The organism is Actinoplanes sp. NPDC023801 (assembly GCF_040639655.1).
Classification (GTDB): domain Bacteria; phylum Actinomycetota; class Actinomycetes; order Mycobacteriales; family Micromonosporaceae; genus Actinoplanes.
In genome coordinates, this window is record NZ_JBFAAI010000006.1 from 110104 (window position 1) to 128671 (window position 18568).

Annotated in this window: 18 protein-coding genes and 1 tRNA gene; 6 read left to right on the forward strand and 13 right to left on the reverse strand. The window is 68.2% G+C overall.

The genetic code is table 11. From position 1 onward, the window contains the following. The first annotated feature begins 2 nt into the window (after nt 1-2). Nucleotides 3-653 carry an aminodeoxychorismate/anthranilate synthase component II gene (locus tag AB0G04_RS14180; protein ID WP_360981913.1) on the forward strand — a complete coding sequence of 217 codons (651 nt, stop codon included), beginning with the start codon at nt 3-5 and terminating at the stop codon, nt 651-653. A 71-nt stretch (nt 654-724) separates the two neighbouring features. On the opposite strand, the gene pknB is transcribed toward AB0G04_RS14180, so the two are convergent. The 7 genes from pknB to AB0G04_RS14215 all read right to left on the reverse strand — a co-directional run bounded on the left by pknB (nt 725) and on the right by AB0G04_RS14215 (nt 9523). Then, nucleotides 725-2500 (reverse strand): Stk1 family PASTA domain-containing Ser/Thr kinase, encoded by a 1776-nt coding sequence (pknB, locus tag AB0G04_RS14185; RefSeq protein ID WP_360981915.1) that lies wholly within the window; start codon nt 2498-2500, stop codon nt 725-727. After that, entirely contained in the window at nt 2497-3855 is a 1359-nt protein-coding gene (locus tag AB0G04_RS14190; protein ID WP_360981917.1) for a serine/threonine-protein kinase, read from the reverse strand. Before AB0G04_RS14190 ends, pknB begins: the two co-directional genes overlap by 4 nt. Before the next feature lies 1 nt (nt 3856). After that, nucleotides 3857-5359 (reverse strand): penicillin-binding transpeptidase domain-containing protein, encoded by a 1503-nt coding sequence (locus AB0G04_RS14195; RefSeq protein WP_360981919.1) that lies wholly within the window; start codon nt 5357-5359, stop codon nt 3857-3859. Then, the gene (locus tag AB0G04_RS14200; RefSeq protein ID WP_360982293.1) at nt 5356-6810 is read right to left on the reverse strand and encodes an FtsW/RodA/SpoVE family cell cycle protein; all 1455 of its coding nucleotides are present in this window, start codon (nt 6808-6810) and stop codon (nt 5356-5358) included. The genes AB0G04_RS14195 and AB0G04_RS14200 overlap by 4 nt, the downstream gene beginning before the upstream one ends. A gap of 75 nt (nt 6811-6885) precedes the next feature. Next, nucleotides 6886-8250 (reverse strand): PP2C family serine/threonine-protein phosphatase, encoded by a 1365-nt coding sequence (locus AB0G04_RS14205; protein ID WP_360981921.1) that lies wholly within the window; start codon nt 8248-8250, stop codon nt 6886-6888. Then, nucleotides 8247-8729, reverse strand: a complete 483-nt coding sequence (locus tag AB0G04_RS14210) for an FHA domain-containing protein (protein ID WP_360981923.1) — start codon at nt 8727-8729, stop codon at nt 8247-8249. Before AB0G04_RS14210 ends, AB0G04_RS14205 begins: the two co-directional genes overlap by 4 nt. Before the next feature lie 5 nt (nt 8730-8734). Next, nucleotides 8735-9523, reverse strand: coding sequence for a DUF3662 and FHA domain-containing protein (locus AB0G04_RS14215; protein WP_106327929.1), 789 nt, complete (start codon nt 9521-9523; stop codon nt 8735-8737). A 232-nt stretch (nt 9524-9755) separates the two neighbouring features. Between AB0G04_RS14215 and AB0G04_RS14220 the strand changes: the two genes are divergently transcribed. The 3 genes from AB0G04_RS14220 to AB0G04_RS14230 all read left to right on the forward strand — a co-directional run bounded on the left by AB0G04_RS14220 (nt 9756) and on the right by AB0G04_RS14230 (nt 11864). Next, nucleotides 9756-9838: transfer RNA gene (locus AB0G04_RS14220), tRNA-Leu, on the forward strand. 406 nt (nt 9839-10244) lie between these two features. Then, the gene (locus AB0G04_RS14225; protein WP_360981925.1) at nt 10245-11069 is read left to right on the forward strand and encodes a WecB/TagA/CpsF family glycosyltransferase; all 825 of its coding nucleotides are present in this window, start codon (nt 10245-10247) and stop codon (nt 11067-11069) included. Between the two features lie 189 nt (nt 11070-11258). Beyond that, nucleotides 11259-11864 carry a hypothetical protein gene (locus AB0G04_RS14230; RefSeq protein WP_360981927.1) on the forward strand — a complete coding sequence of 202 codons (606 nt, stop codon included), beginning with the start codon at nt 11259-11261 and terminating at the stop codon, nt 11862-11864. 10 nt (nt 11865-11874) lie between these two features. Here AB0G04_RS14230 and AB0G04_RS14235 read toward each other — a convergent pair whose 3' ends face one another. From AB0G04_RS14235 to AB0G04_RS14245, 3 genes are all read right to left on the reverse strand, one after another. Next, nucleotides 11875-12321 carry a hypothetical protein gene (locus AB0G04_RS14235; protein ID WP_360981929.1) on the reverse strand — a complete coding sequence of 149 codons (447 nt, stop codon included), beginning with the start codon at nt 12319-12321 and terminating at the stop codon, nt 11875-11877. A 220-nt stretch (nt 12322-12541) separates the two neighbouring features. Beyond that, nucleotides 12542-12766: a DUF397 domain-containing protein gene (locus AB0G04_RS14240; RefSeq protein WP_360981931.1), complete on the reverse strand. Its 225-nt coding sequence runs from the start codon at nt 12764-12766 to the stop codon at nt 12542-12544. Further along, nucleotides 12730-13611 (reverse strand): helix-turn-helix transcriptional regulator, encoded by an 882-nt coding sequence (locus AB0G04_RS14245; protein ID WP_360981933.1) that lies wholly within the window; start codon nt 13609-13611, stop codon nt 12730-12732. Before AB0G04_RS14245 ends, AB0G04_RS14240 begins: the two co-directional genes overlap by 37 nt. A 379-nt stretch (nt 13612-13990) precedes the next feature. On the opposite strand from AB0G04_RS14245, the gene AB0G04_RS14250 reads away from it, so the two are divergent. Then, a complete protein-coding gene (locus AB0G04_RS14250; RefSeq protein ID WP_360981935.1) occupies nt 13991-14296 on the forward strand; it encodes a hypothetical protein in 306 nt (101 codons plus the stop codon). On the opposite strand, the gene AB0G04_RS14255 is transcribed toward AB0G04_RS14250, so the two are convergent. Continuing rightward, entirely contained in the window at nt 14293-14934 is a 642-nt protein-coding gene (locus AB0G04_RS14255) for a PASTA domain-containing protein (protein WP_360981937.1), read from the reverse strand. The two genes, AB0G04_RS14250 and AB0G04_RS14255, sit on opposite strands and share 4 nt — an antisense overlap. A 145-nt stretch (nt 14935-15079) precedes the next feature. Between AB0G04_RS14255 and AB0G04_RS14260 the strand changes: the two genes are divergently transcribed. After that, nucleotides 15080-16267: a Hansenula MRAKII killer toxin-resistant protein 1 gene (locus AB0G04_RS14260; RefSeq protein WP_360981939.1), complete on the forward strand. Its 1188-nt coding sequence runs from the start codon at nt 15080-15082 to the stop codon at nt 16265-16267. A gap of 51 nt (nt 16268-16318) precedes the next feature. Here AB0G04_RS14260 and AB0G04_RS14265 read toward each other — a convergent pair whose 3' ends face one another. Both AB0G04_RS14265 and AB0G04_RS14270 read right to left on the reverse strand, forming a co-directional pair. Beyond that, the gene (locus tag AB0G04_RS14265; protein WP_360981941.1) at nt 16319-17791 is read right to left on the reverse strand and encodes a glutamate--cysteine ligase; all 1473 of its coding nucleotides are present in this window, start codon (nt 17789-17791) and stop codon (nt 16319-16321) included. Between the two features lie 157 nt (nt 17792-17948). Then, nucleotides 17949-18527 (reverse strand): YceI family protein, encoded by a 579-nt coding sequence (locus AB0G04_RS14270; RefSeq protein WP_360981943.1) that lies wholly within the window; start codon nt 18525-18527, stop codon nt 17949-17951. Nucleotides 18528-18568 lie beyond the last annotated feature (41 nt).

Sequence of the window (18568 nt, forward strand, 5' to 3'; positions counted from 1 at the left end):
ACGTGCGCATTCTGGTGATCGACAACTACGACTCGTTCGTCTTCAACCTGGTGCAGTACCTCGGCCAGCTCGGTGCCGAGTGCGAGGTGCGCCGCAACGACGAGATCTCGGTGGCCGACGTCGGTTCCTTCGGCGCGGCCGGCATCCTGCTCTCGCCGGGCCCGGGCGAGCCGACCCGTGCCGGGATCATGATGGACGTGATCCGGGAGTACGCCGGGAAGCTGCCGATGTTCGGCGTGTGCCTCGGTCATCAGGCGATCGGGGCCGCGTTCGGGGCCACGGTGAGCCGTGCCCCCGAGCTGCTGCACGGCAAGACCTCCGAGGTGCATCACCAGGGCACCGGGGTGCTGGCCGGCCTGCCGGATCCGTTCACCGCGACCCGCTACCACTCGCTGGCCGTCGAGCCGGACACCCTGCCCGCGGAGATCGAGGTGACCGGGACGACCGAGTCCGGCGTGGTCATGGCGATGCGCCACCGCGAGCTGCCGATCGAGGGTGTGCAGTTCCACCCCGAGTCGGTGCTGACCGAAGGCGGCCACACCATGCTGGCGAACTGGCTGGCGTCGTGCGGTCTGCCGTCGGCGCTGGAGAAGGCGCCGGAGCTGGCCGCCGAGGTGGAGACCCGCCGCCGGGCTGCCTTCGCGACCGCATGACCCGCTGACCGACGATAAAGGCCGGTGACCCCGTTCGGGTCACCGGCCTTCGCCGTTTCTGCGGCCGCGGGTTACTCGCCCTCGCCGCCGCCCTCACCCGTACCGGTGCCGGTACCGGTGGACGCGGACGGGCTGGGGTCAGGGTCGGCTTCCTGGATGACCTGGAGCTGCACCTTGGAGTTCCGCTTGACCTCCTTGCCGGCCTTGGTGAGCTGCTTGATCACCGTGCCGGGCTCGCCGTCGACCAGCACGAAGACCGGTTCGGCGATCAGGCCCTCGCGCTCGAGCAGCGCCTGAGCGGTCTCGAAGGTCTCGTTCTCGACGTCGGGCACCTTCACCAGTTCGGCGTTCGACACCTTCACGGTGATCTCGGTGCCGGGGTCGACCTCCTGGCCCGCCTTCTCGACCTCGAGGACCTCGTCCTTCTTGGCCGAATCGTCCACCCGCACGATCTTGGGATCCAGACCGAGCTCCCTCAACCGATTCTCGGCCGAACCGGCGGAGGTACCGAGCAGGTCCCTCGGCACCGTGACCGGATCGGGGGCGGCGCAGACCGTGTAGGTGACCTTGTCGGTGAGTTTCACCGTGGCGCCCTCACCCGGCGTCTGGGAGACGATCGTGCCGTCGCAGCCCTTCTTCGTCTCGGGCTTACCGGGCACGACGTTGGTGAACCCCGCGTCGGTGAGCTGCTTCTCCGCGGCGTCGGGCTTCAGCCCTTCGAGCTGGATCATCGCGGTGGTCGGCGGGTCGTTGGTCGTCGGGGTCTTCTTGTCGCCGCCGCTCATCGCCAGCGCGACGCCGAGGACCACCACCACGAGCACGGCCAGGCCCGCGACCACGGCCATCACCCACGAGGATCGGCTCTCCGGTTTCTGGGGGGGCGCCATCGTCGCCGGGACCGGCCGGTGCACGGTGGTGGCCGCCTGCGGCTGCCACTGACGGGCGCCGCCCTGCATCGCGACGGTCTCGGCCTGGTTCATCACCGGGGTGGCCATCACCGGACGGCCGGAGACGGCACGCAGCGCGTCGGCGCGCATCTCCTGAGCGCTCTGGTAACGGTTGAGCGGGTTCTTGGACAGCGCCTTCAGCACGATCGCGTCGATGTCCGCCGGGACCTCCCGGTTGACCGAACTCGGAACCCGCGGCTCCTCACGAACATGCTGGTACGCCACGCTGACCGGGCTGTCGCCGACGAACGGCGGGTGGCCGATGACCAGCTCGAAGAGGACACAGCCGGCCGCATACACATCGGAACGGGCGTCGACGGACTCACCGCGCGCCTGCTCCGGCGAAAGATACTGTGCCGTACCGATGACCGCACTGGTCTGCGTCATCGTGGTGGCACCGCTGGCCAGAGCCCGCGCGATGCCGAAGTCCATCACCTTGACCTGGCCGTTCTGGGTGATCATCACGTTGCCGGGCTTGATGTCCCGGTGGATGATCCCGTGCCGGTGGCTGAATTCCAGGGCGGCACAGATGTCGGCGATGATCTCGAGGGCACGGCGTGGCTGCAGCCGCTGCTCCTGGGCGAGGACCTCCTTGAGAGTCCGCCCGTTGACGAACTCCATCACGATGAACGGAAGCTTCTCCCCGGTCGCGGAGATCTCCTCGCCGGTGTCGTAGACGGCGACGATCGCGGGGTGGTTCAGAGCTGCCGAGTTCTGCGCCTCACGACGGAACCGCTCCTGGAACGTGGCGTCACGGGCCAGATCGGTACGCAGCATCTTGATCGCGACGTCACGGCCTAGGCGCAGATCGCGACCCTTGTGCACCTCGGCCATGCCGCCGTAGCCAAGCAGCTCGCCGACCTGATACCTGCCACCGAGCAGGCGGGCCTGGGCCGTCATAACGTCTGTCGTCCTTCGTTCGGTCGGAACCAGCCGAGCTGGGCATCGGCCTTCATAAGACGGTACGACGCCACCGACACAGGGTCGACGACCACGCCCGAGCGGAGGATAGCCTCAGAGCTGCTGTGATGACCCAGCGTGCTGCCTGAGGCGGTGGGGCTGTTGCCTTGTCGTAACAGGAAAGAGATGACACCGGCGCAAAGCAGCACCAGGAGCGCCAGCACCACGGCCAGCACCACGAGCACCTGACGCCCGAACGAACTCTCCTGTTTGGGAGCCGGCACGTGGTAGGCGTTGGCCGGTGGACCCGACTGCGGACGGTACGGCGGAGGGGCCGGCGGCGACATCGGCTGAGCCATCTGCGGCGGCGACGGAACCGACGCCGCGCCGCGGGCACCCGACACCGGCCGATGTGGCACTGAGGCACGGGCCGCACCCGAGGTGGGCCCGCCCGACTGCGGACGGTTCGGCGGCGCGCTCGTCGGACGCGAGTTGTGCACCTGCGGAGGCTGCGGCGAAACCGGCTGCTGGGCGGTGGTCAGCGAGGACGCCGCCTGCCGGGCCACCGCGGCCATCGCCGACGCACTCGGCCAGCGGGCCGCGGGGTCCTTGGCCATGGCCCGTTCCACGATGGCGCGCACCGCGGGTGGGATGTCGGCCGGCAGCGCACGCGGTGTCTCCCGGACGTGCTTCATCGCGATCTCGATCGGGGTGGCCCCGTCGAACGGGCGATGGCCGGACAGGCACTGGTAGGCGACGACGCCGAGGGCGTACACATCGGACGCGGCGGTCGCGACGTCGCCGGCGGCCTGCTCCGGAGAGATGTAGGAAGCGGTGCCGAGCACCGCACCGGCCACGGTCAGCTGCCCGACCAGGGCAGAGCGGGCGATACCGAAGTCGGTGAGGACCAGGGTGCCGTTCGGGCGTACCAGAAGGTTCCCGGGTTTGACGTCGCGGTGGACGATGCCGTTGCCATGCGCGGCCTGCAGCGCGTCGGCGGCTTGTGCGACCAGCGCCATGGTGCGCGCCGGGGTCAACCGGCCCACCCGGCTCAGCGTCCGGGAGAGAGCGTCACCCTCCACGTACTCCATGACCAGGAAGGCGATCTCCTGATCGCTGCCGTAGTCGTAGACGTCCACGACGCCCGGGTGGTTGATGGTGGCCATCGTCCGCGCCTCGCCCCGGAAGCGCTCGGCGAAGCCGGGCTCGTCGAGCAGAGCGGGCAGCAGAATCTTGACGGCGACCGTCCGGCCGAGCACGTCGTCGATGCCACGCCAGACATCACCCATGCCGCCACCGGCGATCCGCTCCTCCAAGCGGTATCGCCCACCGAGCATGACCCCTGGGCGGATCATGTCAGTCCCCTCCCCGGCCGGCGGCCTTCATGATGAGCCCGGCGATGCGGGCTGCCTCGGCGCTCGCGTGACCACCGGGCACGTTCTCCAGCATGACGCACACCGCGGACACCGGCTTACCGTCCTTGTCGTACGCGAACCCGATGAACCATCCGTGGTCGTCGGCTCCCTCGGCGTTCTGCGCGGTGCCGGTCTTGCCTCCGACGCTCAAGCCACTGATCTTGGCATTCTTACCGGTGCCGTTCTGAACAACACTGATCATCATCTCCCGGAGGCCGTCGGCGACATCCGAGGTGATCGGCTCGCGCAGGACCTTCGGCTTGGCGGCGTAGATCGCCCGCCGGTCCGAGTCGAGTTGCTGTTGCACCAGGTAGGGCCGCATCTGCTTGCCGTCGTTGGCCACCGTGGAGGCGATCAGCGCGCCCTGCAGCGGGGTCATCCGCACGTCACGCTGGCCGAGCGACGACTGGGCGAGTGCCGCCTTGTCGACGCTGCCGTCCTGGTTGGCGATCGCGCCGGTCCGGCTGGCCGCCACGCTGAGGCCCGTGTTCAGGTCCTCCAGGTCTCCTACACGGAGTGACTCGTCCTCGAAGCCGAACTTCTTCGCTGTGTTAATCACCACATCGCGGCCGAGCTTCACGCCCATCCTCGAGTACGCGGTGTTACAGCTCGTAGTGAGTGCTTCCTTGAGAGTGATCTCGTCGCCGGGGCAGACCTCGTCCGCGGAGTTGCGGATGGTGGCACCGCCCTCCTGGTAGACGGCACCCGCCGGGACCTCGGTGTCCAGTTTGTACTGGCCGGACTCCAGTGCCGCCGCCGAGATGATCACCTTGAAGACCGAGCCGGGCGGCAGGGTGTTGGCGACGGCCCGGTTCAACAGCGGCTGGCCCTTGTCCGAGTCGAGCTTCCGATAGGCGGCCACCGCGACCTTGTCGTCATGGCTGGCCAGCGGGTTCGGGTCGTAGCTCGGCATGGAGACCATCGCCTGGATCGCCCCGGTGGCCGGGTCGATGGCCACCGCCGCGCCCCTCTTCACGCCGCGCTCGTTGTTGACCATCTCCTTCCACGCGACCTCCTGGGCACGCGGGATCAACGACAGCACGATGTTGCCGCCACCGGTCTTGTCACCGGTGAACATGTCGCTGACCCGGTCCGCGAAGAGCTTGTCGCTGGAGCCGGAGAGGATGTCGTTCTCGAAGTTCTCGACGCCGGTCGCACCGAGGTTGACCGGCTTGTAGCCGATCACCGGCGCGTAGACCTCCTTCTTCGGGTAGATCCGCTGGTACTTCAGCTCGCCCCCGGTCTCGGTGTTCGAGGCAAGCGTCTGACCGCCGGCCTCGATCACGCCGCGGGGACGTTCGTACTCGGCGACCTGGACCCGGTTGTTCCGCGGGTCGGTGCGGTATTCGTCGGCCTTGTACGCCTGGACCCAGTTCAACTTGCCGAAGACCAGAGCGAAGAGGACGAGGATGACGACGCCGGAGCGTCGGAGAGGGGCGTTCACGGCTTGATCACCTCCGTCATGGCGCCGTGCAACTGGGTGGGTGCCTTCTTGGGCCCGCCGGCCCGTTCGGCAGGAGTGTTCGCCGGGCGCCTCGCGGCGTCCGAGATCCGTAGCAGCATGGCGATCAGCAACCAGTTCGCCATCAGCGAGGAGCCACCGGCGGAGAGGAACGGGGTGGTCTGACCGGTCAGCGGGATGAGACCGGTGATGCCGCCGAGGATGACGAAGAGCTGAAGGCCGAGGGTGAACGCGAGACCGCCGGCGACCAGCTTGCCGAACGAGTCCCGGACCGCCAGGGCCGCGTGCAGGCCGCGCTCCACGATCAGCAGGTAGATGATCAGAATCGCGGAGAGACCGAAGAGGCCGACCTCCTCACCGAGGCCGGCGAAGATGAAGTCGGTCCGCACCTCCGGCACCTTGCCCGGCGACCCGGCGCCCGGACCGGTGCCGAACAGACCGCCGGTGCCCAGGCCGAGCAGGCCCTGCACCAGCTGGTAGCTGTTGCCGCTCTCCCGGTTGTAGTTCTCCTGGGAGAACGGATCGAGCCAGAGCTCGGCCCGGTCGTAGAAGTTGGCGAACGGCCCGCCGACCGCGGCGCCCAGCAGGTAGGCGACGTAGACGCCACCGAAGAACAGGATCAGACCGATGATCAGCCAGCTGGATCGTTCGGTGGCGACGTAGAGCGTCACGACGAAGAGGCCGAAGTAGAGCAGCGCGGTGCCGAGGTCCTTCTCGAAGACCAGGACCAGGAGGCTGAACAGCCACACCGTCAGAACCGGGCCGAGGTCGCGGCCGCGGGGGAAGTCGATGCCGAGGAATCGGTGGCTGGCCAGGGACAGCACCTCGCGCTTGCGGACCAGGTAGTACGCGAAGAACGAGACCAGGGCGAGCTTGGCGAACTCACCGGGCTGGATCGAGAACGAACCGAACCTGATCCAGATCTTCGCGCCGTTGACCTCGGAGTAGTCCTCGGGCAGCACTGCCGGGATCATCATCAGCACGATGCCGACCAGGCCGAGCGTGTAGGCGTACCGCGAGATGACCTTGTGATCGCGCAGCACGAGCAGCAGCACCGAGGCCAGCACCAGCGACAGCAGCGTCCAGGCCAGCTGACGTCCGCTGGTGTCGGCGAAGAGCCCCGGTTCGGGTGTCCCCTGCGCGATCGCCTTTGCGATGTCCAGACGGCGCAGGAACGCCACCCCGATGCCGTTGATCAGTGCCACCGACGGCAGCAGCACCGGGTCGGCGTACGGCGCGGTGAATCGGACCACCATGTGCAGGCCCAAGAAGAGCGAGCCGATCAGGGCGGCGGGCAGCCAGAAGCCAGGACGGATCTCGTCGAACTGGTTGGCCTCCACCGTCGCACCGAACGCCGCGACGAGCAGCATGGCGAACACCAGCAGCCCGAGCTCGGCGTTGCGGCGTGTCTTCAATCCCCGGATACGCGACATCTCGCCCGTGGAGGCGGGCGTGGGAGCCGGTACGGCGGACGCGGTCAAGAATTTCCCCAGACGTGTAGGCCGTGCTCAGTCGACGGTCCGGCACCCGACCGGGTCGACCGTCGGCGGAGCGCTTTCGGAGGCAGCCGGAGCGGAGGCGGTCGGCGGGCTCGCGTTGACCGGCCGTGTCGGTGTCGCCGAGGCCGACGGCGTCGTGCCGGCAGCGGCGCAGAGCGGCTTCAGGTTCGCGTTGGACGGGTCGTCCGCCGTCAGGTCGGTCAGCGCGGTCCGGGCGGCGGCCTGATCGGCGACCTGAATGCCCTGCTTGACGCGGTCCTGTGCGGCCGTGGTCAGGTCGTCCAGCTGAACCGTGCTCGTCTCGCTCACCGTCGACAGTTCGATGCCGGCGACCTGTCCGGGCACTCCCCGGAAGATGGCCAGCTGCCCCTGCTCGGTGGCTCCGACGTAGTACTGATCCTGGGTGTATCGCCAGCCGGCCCACAGACCGCCGCCGAGCACCGCGAGCAGAACCAGCACCAGCAGGGCGGTCCGCACCGGGTGACCGGCCGGCTCCGCGTCACGGTCGTAACCGTTCGCCGGCTCCGGCTGGGCCGCCGGGCGGGGCGGTTTCAGGGCCGCGGCCCGCGCCGCCGAGGTGGAGCTGTCCGCGACCGTGGTGTTGCCCCGGTCGAGTGATGCGGCGCCGCCCACGATCGGGGCCTGCTCGACGATGTCCTTGTCGATGGCGTCGGCGATGATGACCGTGATGTTGTCCGGTCCGCCGCCACGCAGCGCCAGCTGCACCAGCCGCTCGACGCACGCCTTCGGGTCGGTCAGCTCGCGCATCGTCTGCGCGATCGTCTCACCACTGACCACACCGGAGAGGCCGTCGCTGCAGATCAGGTAACGGTCGCCCTTGAGCACCTGGCGGACCGAGTACTCCGGGTCGATGTCCCGGCCGTCCAGCGCACGGGTGAGCAGCGAACGCTGCGGATGGCTGCTCGCCTCCTCCGGGCTGACCCGGCCCTCGTCCACCAGCATCTGGACGTACGTGTCGTCCTTGGTGATCTGCGCGAACTCACCCTTGCGCAGGAGGTACGCCCGGGAGTCGCCGATGTGCACCATCCCGAACTTGCTGCCGGAGAAGAGGACCGCGGTGAGCGTGGTCCCCATCCCCTCCAGCTGAGGGTTGGCGTCGACGGTGTCGCGCAGCTGCTGATTGGCGGTCCCGACGGCATGCCGCAGGGCGTCGACCATGGCGTCCCCGGGGACGTCGTCATCGAGAGGGGCCATCGCAGCGATGACGATGTTGGACGCGACGTCACCGGCGGCCATGCCGCCCATGCCGTCCGCGACAGCGAGAAGTCGCGGCCCGGCGTAGACGGAGTCCTGGTTCAGGTCTCGGATCAGACCGCGGTCGCTCTGAGCGGCATAGCGCAGGGTCAGGGTCATGGCCGTAACTCGAGAGAAGTGCGCCCGATCCGGATCGGAACGCCAAGGGGGACTGGAGTGGGTCCGGAGACCTTACCGCGATCAAGGTAGGTGCCGTTGGTCGAGCCGAGGTCCTCGACGAACCACTGACCCTCACGGGGCACCAGCCGGGCATGCCGGGCCGACGCGAAGTCATCGGTGATGACGAGCGTCGAATCCTCAGCCCGCCCGATCGTGATCGGGGCTTCACCGAGTGTGATCCTCGTGCCGGCCAGGTTGCCGGCAGTCACGACCAGTTGCCGCGCTGCCTTACCGCGTTTCGCCTTCGCGGGCCGGCCCTGAAGCACCGCGCCACCCACCCCCCGAGGGCTGGCGACGATGCTCTTGGTCCGGCCGCCTGCGAAGAGATCCCGCCGGATCACCCCGACCACCGTGAACACGAAGATCCACAGAAGGATGAGAAATCCGAACCGGGCGACGGTGAGGACGAATTCGGGCAAGGTTGCTAGCCGTCCACTCGGAAGGTGAGCGTGGTCGTCCCGAGCTGGATCATGTCGCCCGGGTTCAGCGCGACGGCGGACACCCGCTGGCCGTTGACCATGGTGCCGTTCGTCGAGCCCAGGTCGGTCAGCACGACCTGGTTGCCGTCGTAGTCCAGCCGGGCGTGCCGGCGGGAGATGCCGACGTCGGGCAGACGCAGGTTCGCCTGGTCGCCACGACCGATCACCGTCGAGCCCATCTGCAGCGGATAGGTCCGCCCGTCACCGGAGACCAGACCGACACTGCGCGGGCCGCCGTGACCACCGTGATGCTGCTGGTAGCCACCCTGCTGGTCGTAGGGCGAATACTGCGGGCCGGCGTCGTAGGCGGGCTGCTGCACCGGGGCGACCTCGCCACCGGTGTAGACCTCCGCCGTGACACGGAACATGCCCGTGTCCAGGCCGTCGCCACGCTCGATCTCGACGATCACGTCGCCGTACACGGTCCAGGCCTGCTCGCCGATGAACTCGGCCTGGGACTGCGCCAGCTCCTGCGCCAGCGCGGCCGCATAGGGCGCCAGACGACTGTGGTCGTAGGGCGACAGGTCGATCACGTAGCGGTTGGGCACGAGGGTGCGCCCACCGGCCAGGATGGCCTTGTGCGCCTCGGCCTCCCGCTGCATGGCATTCAGGATCTCCACAGGGTGCACGACACCCTTGAAGACCTTGGCGAAGGCCCCTTCGACCAGGCCTTCCAATCGCTTTTCAAAGCGCTGCAGCACGCTCACCGGCTCCTCCTCGGGTTCCGAGGACATGATGGTATCCGGCGACCGCTTGCGCATCTGTAGCCCAAGAGCAGCCGGCACTTCTGACCCTCGTATGGCGCCCCGCAACGCCGTGCTAATGTTTCCTCCGTTGCCGGGGCGATATCAACTCGCTAGGTGACGTGCGACAGCGTAGTCTGTCGCAGCCAGTAACAAGAAGCAGGCCCGACCGGTCAGCTTCAGCCAAAAAGATCAGATGTATGATCTTGGCGGAAAGTCACATGGGGATGTGGCGGAATGGCAGACGCGCACGGTTCAGGTCCGTGTGTCCGAAAGGACGTGGGGGTTCAACTCCCCCCATCCCCACGAGAGCGAATGGGCGACCAGTGTCCGCGGGAAGCGCGGACCGGGGTCGCCCTCGTCATATCTACCCCGTGGGCCGAGCCCCCGGGAACCCCGCATCACGGTGCTTGCGCTCGGCGGTTCGGTCGCGGTTGGTGACCTTGGTTGCGGTCGGCGGATCGGTTGCGGTTGATGACCTTGGTCGCTGGTGGTGACCTGCTTGCGGTGGGTGGTTCGGCACTGTGGGTGCGGATCTCCACCCCTTGGCGGTACGGCCTGAGCCTGCCGGACACGAATCGGGGATTGTGGGTTCAGCCGTGACTGGCCGATGGTTGCTCGGGAAGCGGGAAGCCGGCGTCAACTTTCGGGTGAAGTTCCGGGGAGCGTTATGCTCGCCGCCTTATTCGGTCCTCAAGGGTGGAGTTCGGTCGTGACGGCGACTGGTGCGGGTGTCGGGCAGGGCAAGCGCAATGTGCTCGGTGTGCTTGTGGATGCGACCGACTATGCGACTGCTACGGCACGGATCATCGAAGCGGCGCGGGAACACCGTGGCTTCGCTGTCACGGCGCTGGCCGTGCACGGCGTGATGACCGGTGTCGAGGATCCGGCGCACAACGCGCGGCTCAACTCCTTCGACCTCGTCACACCGGACGGGCAGCCGGTCCGGTGGGCACTCAACACGCTGCACGGCGCCGGGCTGACCGATCGGGTGTACGGGCCCACCCTGACCTTGAAGGTGGTCGAGCAGGCCGCCGCCGAGGGTCTGCCGATCTACCTGTACGGCTCGACCGAACCGACACTCGAGCGGCTGGTGCCGGCCTTGCAGGGGATGTTCCCGGCCCTGAAGATCGCCGGGGTGGAGGCGTCGAAGTTCCGCAAGTCGCAACCGGGCGAGCCCGAGGCGATCGCCGAGCGGATCAAGGCGTCCGGCGCGCGGATCGTGCTGGTCGGGCTCGGCTGCCCGCGGCAGGAGATCTTCACCTACGCGATGCGGCCGCTGCTGGACATGCCGCTGCTGGCCGTGGGCGCCGCCTTCGACTATCACGCCGGCCTGCTGAAGAACCCGCCCGCGTGGATGCAGAAGTACGCGCTGGAGTGGCTGTGGCGTCTGGGCCTGGAGCCGAAGCGGCTGTGGAAGCGGTACATCCTTCTGAATCCGGCTTACCTGAGCCGGCTCGGCGCGCAGAAGCTGGGCCTGTGGAAGGCGGCTCCGCCCGCACCGGCGACCGAACCGGTCCACGAGTTCGCGGTCTGACCCAAAAGATCTTTGTTCCGACAGTGAGGCGCGCGTCACTCTTTGATTGCGGGCTTTGTCCACATCGTCCACGGCTTTCCTGGCGTGGAGCGACAAGGCAGACACGGAACGTGATATCGCACCCGTAGGGGTACCTCGTCGGGGCATTTCCCGGTTTCGCAACTGGCGTGAACGGTGAACGCTGTCGATGTGAACACCGCTGTGGACGTCATCCTGATCGGCACCCTTGCCGCAGTCTGGCTCGCCGCCGGGCTCCTCGCCGACGGCATGTCGGCCGTCGGCACCGCCCGTCAGCTCCGCCGCCGGGCCGGGCTGCTGTCCGCGCTCGTCGTCGCGGGTGTCGCGGTGTTCGCCGCGGTGCCACTCGTCTCCGGGGTCATCCCCGGTCTGTCGGCGGCACCCACCGCCGCTCTGCTTCCGGCCGTGCCGGCCCTCATCGTGCTGACCGCTACCGTGCGGCGCCTCGGCTGGGTCCGGCGTGGTTCGGGGGCGTTCGCCACCGCGCCGCTCACACCGGTTCCGCCGGCTCTGCGTGCCGCGGCAGCACACCCGTTGCTGGCCGCGCCGTTGCAGGTGACCGGCTTGGCCGCACTGGTGGGCCTGCCGATCGCGGCCGGTGTGGTGGCCCTGCCGGGTGGCCAGGCCACCGCGGTGGCGGGCATCGCGGTCATCACGATCGTGCTGGCGGTGGCCCTGATCGGGATCCGGGCCGGCCTTCGGCACAGCCGCCTCGCCCCGCTGGCGCTGGCACGGCTCGACCGGGATCGCGAGCGGATCCCGGCCGGCGTCCGCTGACTGATGTTCCTTACTGCTTCTTCGCTTCCTGGACGTACAGCAGCTCCAGGATGGATCGGGCGGCCTCGAACCAGCGGTCCAGCCACTCCGACGGCGGCAGTGTGCCGCGGGCCGGCAGTTCCAGCAGCAGACCCCGCAGCAGCGGGTGGTCAGCCATGGACTGGCTCGACGAGTCGCTCCAGCCGGACGCCGAGAAGACCGGGTCGCTGAGACCGTGCAGGTCGAGTGAGGGGAGCCTGGCGGCCCGGTCCAGCGGGCTCGTCGGCTCGATGCTGCTGTGCGACCGCCCGGGCGACCGGGTCGGCAACCCTGAGCTGGTACGCGACACGAGTTCCCCGTCGCTGTCGGACGAGTGTGCCGCCTCCCGCCGGCCCTGCCGGTACGCGCTCACTCCGCCACTGAACCGGTCCTGCGCCGTCGACGAACCGTTGCTGAGGTTCTCGGAACCAATCGTCATCTGTCTGCCTTGCCTCGTTCGGGCTGTCACGTGCCGCTGTCTCAGCCGCGCTGAGACAGCGGTGTGCGACAGCCAGTGATGTTGTCCCGGCCAACGGCGCGGTCCGGTCCGCGCTTGGACATTTCAACGAGGCGGGTCGCACACAGCGACGGCAAAATCGGGCAAATAGCAACGGCCGGCCCGGGCGGATCAGTTCGCCGGGCCGGCCGTGCCGACGTTCTCAGAGGTCGAACTCGCCGTCCTTGGCACCACCGACGAACGCGTCCCACTCGGCCGACGTGAAGATCAGTGCCGGTCCCGTCGGGTTCTTCGAGTCCCGCACCGCGATCGCCTCACCGACGAACGCGACCTCGACACAGTTGTCGCAGTTGGGGCCGCTTCGCGTGCTCTTGAACCACTGAGCCTGGTTCAGATCGACTCGGAGGCCCTTCGCCTCGATTTCCACAATGGCTCCTCTACCAGCATCTTGATCATGTCGCTGGACGCCTCTGGATCCAGGGCTGCGGCCCGGATGGTGTCGAACACCTCCCGGTACGTACGGAGTTCGTCGTCCTTCTCCAGGAAGACCCCACCGGCCGCGTTCTCGGCGAACACCAGGGCGGGGTCTCCGTCCGTGGGGAAGTCGAGGATCGCGAACGCTCCGTCCATCGCGGCGTGTGCACCGACGGCGAACGGCAGGATCTGGAGAGTCACGTTCGGCAGACGGGCCGACTCGAGCAGATGTCGCAACTGCCCGCGCATGACCGCATCGCCACCGACCGGCCGACTCACCACCGCTTCATCGAGCACCACCCAGAGATCGATTGGATCGTCCTGAATCAACAACGACTGGCGTTGCATGCGGACGCGGACCCGTTGCGCGATTCTCTGATCGGTGTCATCCCATCGGGCGGATCCAATGAGAGCCGCCGCGTAGTCCTCGCTCTGCAGCAGGCCGGGAATGACCTGCTGCTCATATGTCCTAATTGATCTTGCACCGGCCTCGAAGTCGACATAAGTGCTGTTCAGGACGGTCGAGTAGGGATGCCACCAGCCGCGCTGGCGACCGTCTCGCGCAATTTCGACAAGGGTTTCCACAATGTCCGGGTTAACGCCATAAAACGACAACATGTCGCTTACGTCAGTGGCGCTGGCGTTGGTATGTCCGGTCTCGATGCGGGATATCTTGGACGGCGAGCAGCCAAGCCGCTCAGCCACCACGTCGATGGTCACGCCGGCCGCCTCACGATGTCTGCGCAGTTCCACACCGAGGCGGCGTCGACGGAGGGTGGGACTGCGGCGTCGATTCACCTACCCAGTCTCCCGACCCGCTCATGATCCTTCAAGCACAGTGGATGATCACGGAGAATCACGGAAGCGTGACATGCAACTTGCATCGACGGGACTGGTGGTGCAATCTTTCCGTAGGGCCAGCGTCACTTAATGTTCTTGAGAGACGTGGGCAAGACAGGCAAAAAGTACCAAGACGACGTCCATCACGGGGCGCCGAGCCTAGGGAAGTCCTCTTCGGACTTTCGCCCTGACACGGGTGGGGTTGTTCGGCGGTAGTGACGTTCTGCAACCACCTTCGATGGTCATATCAGTCGAAGGCTTGCAAAAGTGCACTCAGACGGCAAACTGATGCACTTGTCACCAAATCCTCCACACGAGTCTCAGGGCAGGAGATGACGTGGTTCTACCTCGGTCCGGTGATGTCATCCATGTGACGAAGGCGGCGAGCGTTCAATTCGCATCACCGATGCTGTTCCGGGTCATCCGGGTCCATGACTGGCCCACGTATGAGGGCTGGGTCTGGCTGGACGGCTACGAACTGAACTCAACCGGTGACGCAGTCGAACGCCGATCCATCTTCGTGCAGGTCAACGGCTTGCGCCCGGTGGGCAAGGCACCCGATCCCCGGGTGCGCAACGCCCGCCAGCCCGCTACACGTCCAGGTGTTCTACCCGCCCGGACAGTCCGTACCACTCACCGTTAGTCGGTAACGCCGATCGAGGGCGTGGTACTCACGGGCGCCGGCGACGCCGGCGTGCCCGCCCTCCCAGCGGCGACGATCAGAGTGACGCGGGTGTCCGACGGAACTTGCTGCCCTTCCGCGGGATCGCAGTCGATCACCGTGTCCGGCTCGGCGTCGCTCTCCCGCCTGATCACCCGCCATCCCAGGCCGCTGCGGGTCAGTGCCGCCTGCGCGTCCGCCAAGGGCATGCCGCGCAGTGCCGGCACGTTGACCTCCTGATCGGCCGGCTCGGTCGTCGTCGTGGTGACAGTCGGGGCAGGTGTGGCGACACCGGGTTCCGTCGCGGTCGGCAATCGTGCTGCCGTCGGAGTGGCGTCCGGCGTCCCGGCGTCATCGCCCATGTTCTGGAAGACCACCACGACCCCGAATCCGAGCAAGGCGAGAAGGACCAGCGAGATGCTGCCGACCGCGATCGGCGCCCACCACCGGCCGGACGGTTCGGGCTGTCCCGGGTCGGCCCAGTCGCCCTCCTCCTCGTACGGGTTCCGAGGCACGGCGCCGGCGGGCCGGACACCGGCCCGGCCGGTCCACACGTCACGGTCACCATCGTCCGGCTCCGGACGCTCGTCCACGGGTTCGGAATCGCGTTCCTCAGGCATCACCGCGTTCCTTCCGCTCCGCACATCCGTACTCGCCGCAGCGTCAAGGTATCGAATCTTGCGGGACGGGTGTGGTTTCCACCAGGAGAAAGCGACGTACGAGAGCATTTCCCAGACATCGGCGGCGAGCAGTACAGTGCGCGACATGGCCGAAAAGGGCTGGACTTCACAAGCCGCCACGGCGGCCGGGATCGCGGCCGGCGCCGGCGCCGCCCAACTGGGTCTCGGGTATGGACTTGGCGTCATCACCTGGCCAGTGACCGCCGCCGAGGCGGACAGCGTCTGGCTGGGCAGTCTCGGCTGGGCGACCTGGATCACGGCGAGTGCGACCGTCCTCGGCGCGGTGATCGCGGGGCGGCTGCGGGCGGAGTTCCCGGGCCGGTGGCGTGCGCTGTGGCGGTTCGTCCTGGCGCTCTCCTCGGCACTCGGCGCGCTCGTCGCGGTCGCGCTGGTGGCATTGCCGGCCCGCGAGGCGGTCCGCGACGACACCCTCTCCCCGCAAGTCATGGCGGGCGGCTACGCCCTGGCCGGTCTGCTCGCCGGGCTGGTGGTCGCGTTCTGGGCGGTGTCGTCCGGTCCGGTGGCGGCCAACCTCATCGGGACGGCGCTCTGGCTGTGGGCGCTCGCGATCGCCGGCGTGGTGGCCGAGTTGTCCGGCCGCGAGGACTCCGCCACCTACCTGACGAGCTGGCAGTTCGCCGAATCGGTCAACCCGGTGCAGTACGGCGGCATCTACTGGCCGAGCGCGCTGCTGACCCTGGGCGCGGCGTTCGCCATCGGGCTGGTGGCGGCCGGTCCGGCGGTGGCGCGGGGCGAGTTCGGGCTCGGGACGGCGATCTCGGGCGCGGTCGGGCCGCTGCTCGTGGCGTTCTCGTTCCTCACTCTCGCTCCACAGTTGACCCAGGCGATGGGGCCGCTGCAGTCGGCGTACCTCATCGCGCCCTATGCCGTTCTCGCCGGGATCGGCGGGTCCGCGCTGGCTGTGGGGATCGGCAAGGGATGGCGCAGCCGTCTCGACCGTACGGAGAAGCCGGCCCTGCCCGCGGTACCGCAGCCGGCCGCGCCGAAGACCGAGGCACGCGAGACGCCGCAGCCGGCGGCGAAGGCAGCCGCCCGGGCAAGCGCACCGGTCCAGCGAGCGACCGCCCCGGAGAAGCCGGCGACACCGCCGGTCGCCGACCCGGAGATCGCCGCGGCCGCGAAGCCGTCCGGCCGTCCGCCGGCGAAACGGAAGAACGGCAACGGCGAGCCGGCCCGGCAGACGATCACGCCGCCCCCGGCGAACCCGACAGTCGCCCGGATCAACCCGGAAAGGCCGGCTTCCGGCAAGTGAGCGGACGAGGTCCGGGCGCGTGGCGCATCCGGACCTCACCCGGACGAGTGCTCAGAGCGGCCAGGTGTGCACCGGCTCGTTGGAGCGCTGGTGCTCGAGGTAGCGCTGCGTCATCTCGCGCAGTGCCGCGGGCCGGTTCAGTCCGCGCGCCTCTGCTGCACGGACCGCCTCGGTCTGCCAGGTGGCGCCGTTGCGTCCGGTCCGGCATCGGTCCTCGATGATGCCGAGCAGCCGATCGCGCTGGGCCGGATGCACGCCGAACCGGTCCAGGCCGCTGCGCGCCCGTGGCAGGAGTACGTCCCGGACCAGGGTGGTGACCGCCACCTCACCCAGGCCCGGCCAGGTCAGTCGCGCGTCGATGCCGTCCCGGGCGCCGGTGCGGAAGTTCGCCTCCGCGGTGGCGAACCCCAGGCAGGACCAGACCGGCGGGTCCTCCTCGGCGAGCTGCCGCACGAGTCCGAAGTAGAACGCGGCGTTCGCGGCCAGGTCGGCCACGGTCGGGCCGGACGGCAGGACCCGGTTCTCCACCCGCAGGTGAGGGCGCCCGCCGGACACGTCGTAGACGGGCCGGTTCCAGCGGTAGACCGTGCCGTTGTGCAGGCGCAGCTCGTACAGCTGCGGAATGCCGCCGGAGGCAAGCACCGCGGCCGGATCCTCGTCGCTGAGCTCCGGCAGCAGTGGGGGGAAGTATCGGACATTCTCCTCGTAGAGGTCGAGGACCGAGTGGATCCAGCGGTCGCCGAACCAGACCCGCGGACGTACGCCCTGCGCGCTGAACTCCTCCGGCCGCGCGTCGGTGGCCTGCTCGAAGAACGGGATCCGGGTCTCGGCCCAGAGCCGGCGCCCGTAGAGGAACGGCGAGTTGGCGCCGAGCGCCAGCTGAACACCGGCGATGGCCTGTGAGGCGTTCCAGTAGCGCCCGAAATCCTGCGGCGCGACCTGGATGTGGAACTGGGTGCTGGTGCAGGAGGCTTCTGGCGCGATGGTGTCGCTGGTGCTGACCAGCTTCTCGGCGCCGTTGATCTCGATTCGGAAGTCGTCGCCGCGGGCGCCGGCGATCTCGGCGTCCAGTGCCCGGAAGCGTTCGTTGTCGGAGAGGTTGGCGAGCACCAGGTGGCCGGGCGCGAGGGTCGGCAGCATGCCGATCAGAAGCAGGTGGCACTCGTCCTTGCGGGCACACTCGGAGGCACCACGCAGAGCGTCCAGGATGTCCTTCTCGAACTCGGCCAGCCCGTCGCCGGACAGACGCCGGGGTGGCACGTTGAGTTCGATATTGAAGCGGCCGAGTTCGGGCTGGAATCGTGGGTCGTCCAGGTCCGCCAGGATCTCGGCGTTGCGCATGGCCGGGCCGGCGTCCGCGTCGACCAGGTTGATCTCGATCTCCAGGCCGACGGTCGGGCCGTCCGCCTCGAACGGCTCGGACTTCATCATCCCGGCCAGCGCGCCGAGACAGTCACGAACTCTCCGGCGGAAGAGCACCCGATCGTGCGGCGAGAAAACGGCGGTCACCAGATCCTTGCCCATGTGCCCTCCCGGGGACGGCTGAGGACGAAACCGACGTCGATCACCGCTCTGTGACCGAACGCATGCGCTCGGTTCACCCTGCCATCTCGGGAAGAGGACCGCCAGAGATTCGAAAAGCGCCGCCCGCAACCCGGGCGGCGCTGTCGAGTGTGGATCGTCAGGCGGCCGGCTGCTGCAGGACGGCCTCGCCCTCGATCTCGATCTTGACCTTTTTGCTGACCATGAAGCCGCCGGTCTCGAGGGCGACGTTCCAGGACAGGCCCCAGTCGTCGCGGTCGATCTCGGTGTACGCGCTGAAACCGAAGACATGCTGCCCGTACGGGCTGGTAGTGGCGCCCTCGAACTCGACGACCAGCTCGACCGGCCGGGTCACGTCCTTGATGGTGAGCTCACCGTCGAGCACGAACTCGGCACCGGCGTGCGACTTGACGCCCGTGCTGCGGAACTCCATGGTCGGGTACTTCTCGACCTCGAAGAAGTCACCGGTGCGCAGGTGGTTGTCCCGGTCGGCCTGTCCGGTCTCGACGCTGGCGGTCTTGATCGACGCGGTGACCGAGGAGTCGAGCGGGTTGTCGCCGACGACGATGGTGGCGGTGGCCTCGGCGAACTGGCCGCGGACCTTGCTGACCATGAGGTGCTTGACCACGAAGCCGACTCGCTTGTGCGCCGCGTCCAGCTCGTAGGTGCCGGCGGCGGGGATCTGGAGGCCTTCGAACTGACGGGTGCTGACGGTCATGACACTGCCTTCTCTCGAAGCTTTGCGGGATGCTTGTCTGA

Excerpts from the sequence above, each read along its gene's own strand:
- AB0G04_RS14235 (WP_360981929.1), bottom strand. The coding sequence starts at position 12,321 with ATGACGATTGGTTCCGAGAACCTCAGCAACGGTTCGTCGACGGCGCAG.
- AB0G04_RS14215 (WP_106327929.1), bottom strand. The coding sequence starts at position 9,523 with ATGTCCTCGGAACCCGAGGAGGAGCCGGTGAGCGTGCTGCAGCGCTTT.
- AB0G04_RS14270 (WP_360981943.1), bottom strand. The coding sequence starts at position 18,527 with ATGACCGTCAGCACCCGTCAGTTCGAAGGCCTCCAGATCCCCGCCGCC.
- AB0G04_RS14255 (WP_360981937.1), bottom strand. The coding sequence starts at position 14,934 with ATGCCTGAGGAACGCGATTCCGAACCCGTGGACGAGCGTCCGGAGCCG.
- AB0G04_RS14190 (WP_360981917.1), bottom strand. The coding sequence starts at position 3,855 with ATGATCCGCCCAGGGGTCATGCTCGGTGGGCGATACCGCTTGGAGGAG.
- AB0G04_RS14260 (WP_360981939.1), top strand. The coding sequence starts at position 15,080 with ATGGCCGAAAAGGGCTGGACTTCACAAGCCGCCACGGCGGCCGGGATC.
- pknB (WP_360981915.1), bottom strand. The coding sequence starts at position 2,500 with ATGACGGCCCAGGCCCGCCTGCTCGGTGGCAGGTATCAGGTCGGCGAG.
- AB0G04_RS14205 (WP_360981921.1), bottom strand. The coding sequence starts at position 8,250 with ATGACCCTGACCCTGCGCTATGCCGCTCAGAGCGACCGCGGTCTGATC.
- AB0G04_RS14200 (WP_360982293.1), bottom strand. The coding sequence starts at position 6,810 with ATGTCGCGTATCCGGGGATTGAAGACACGCCGCAACGCCGAGCTCGGG.
- AB0G04_RS14265 (WP_360981941.1), bottom strand. The coding sequence starts at position 17,791 with ATGGGCAAGGATCTGGTGACCGCCGTTTTCTCGCCGCACGATCGGGTG.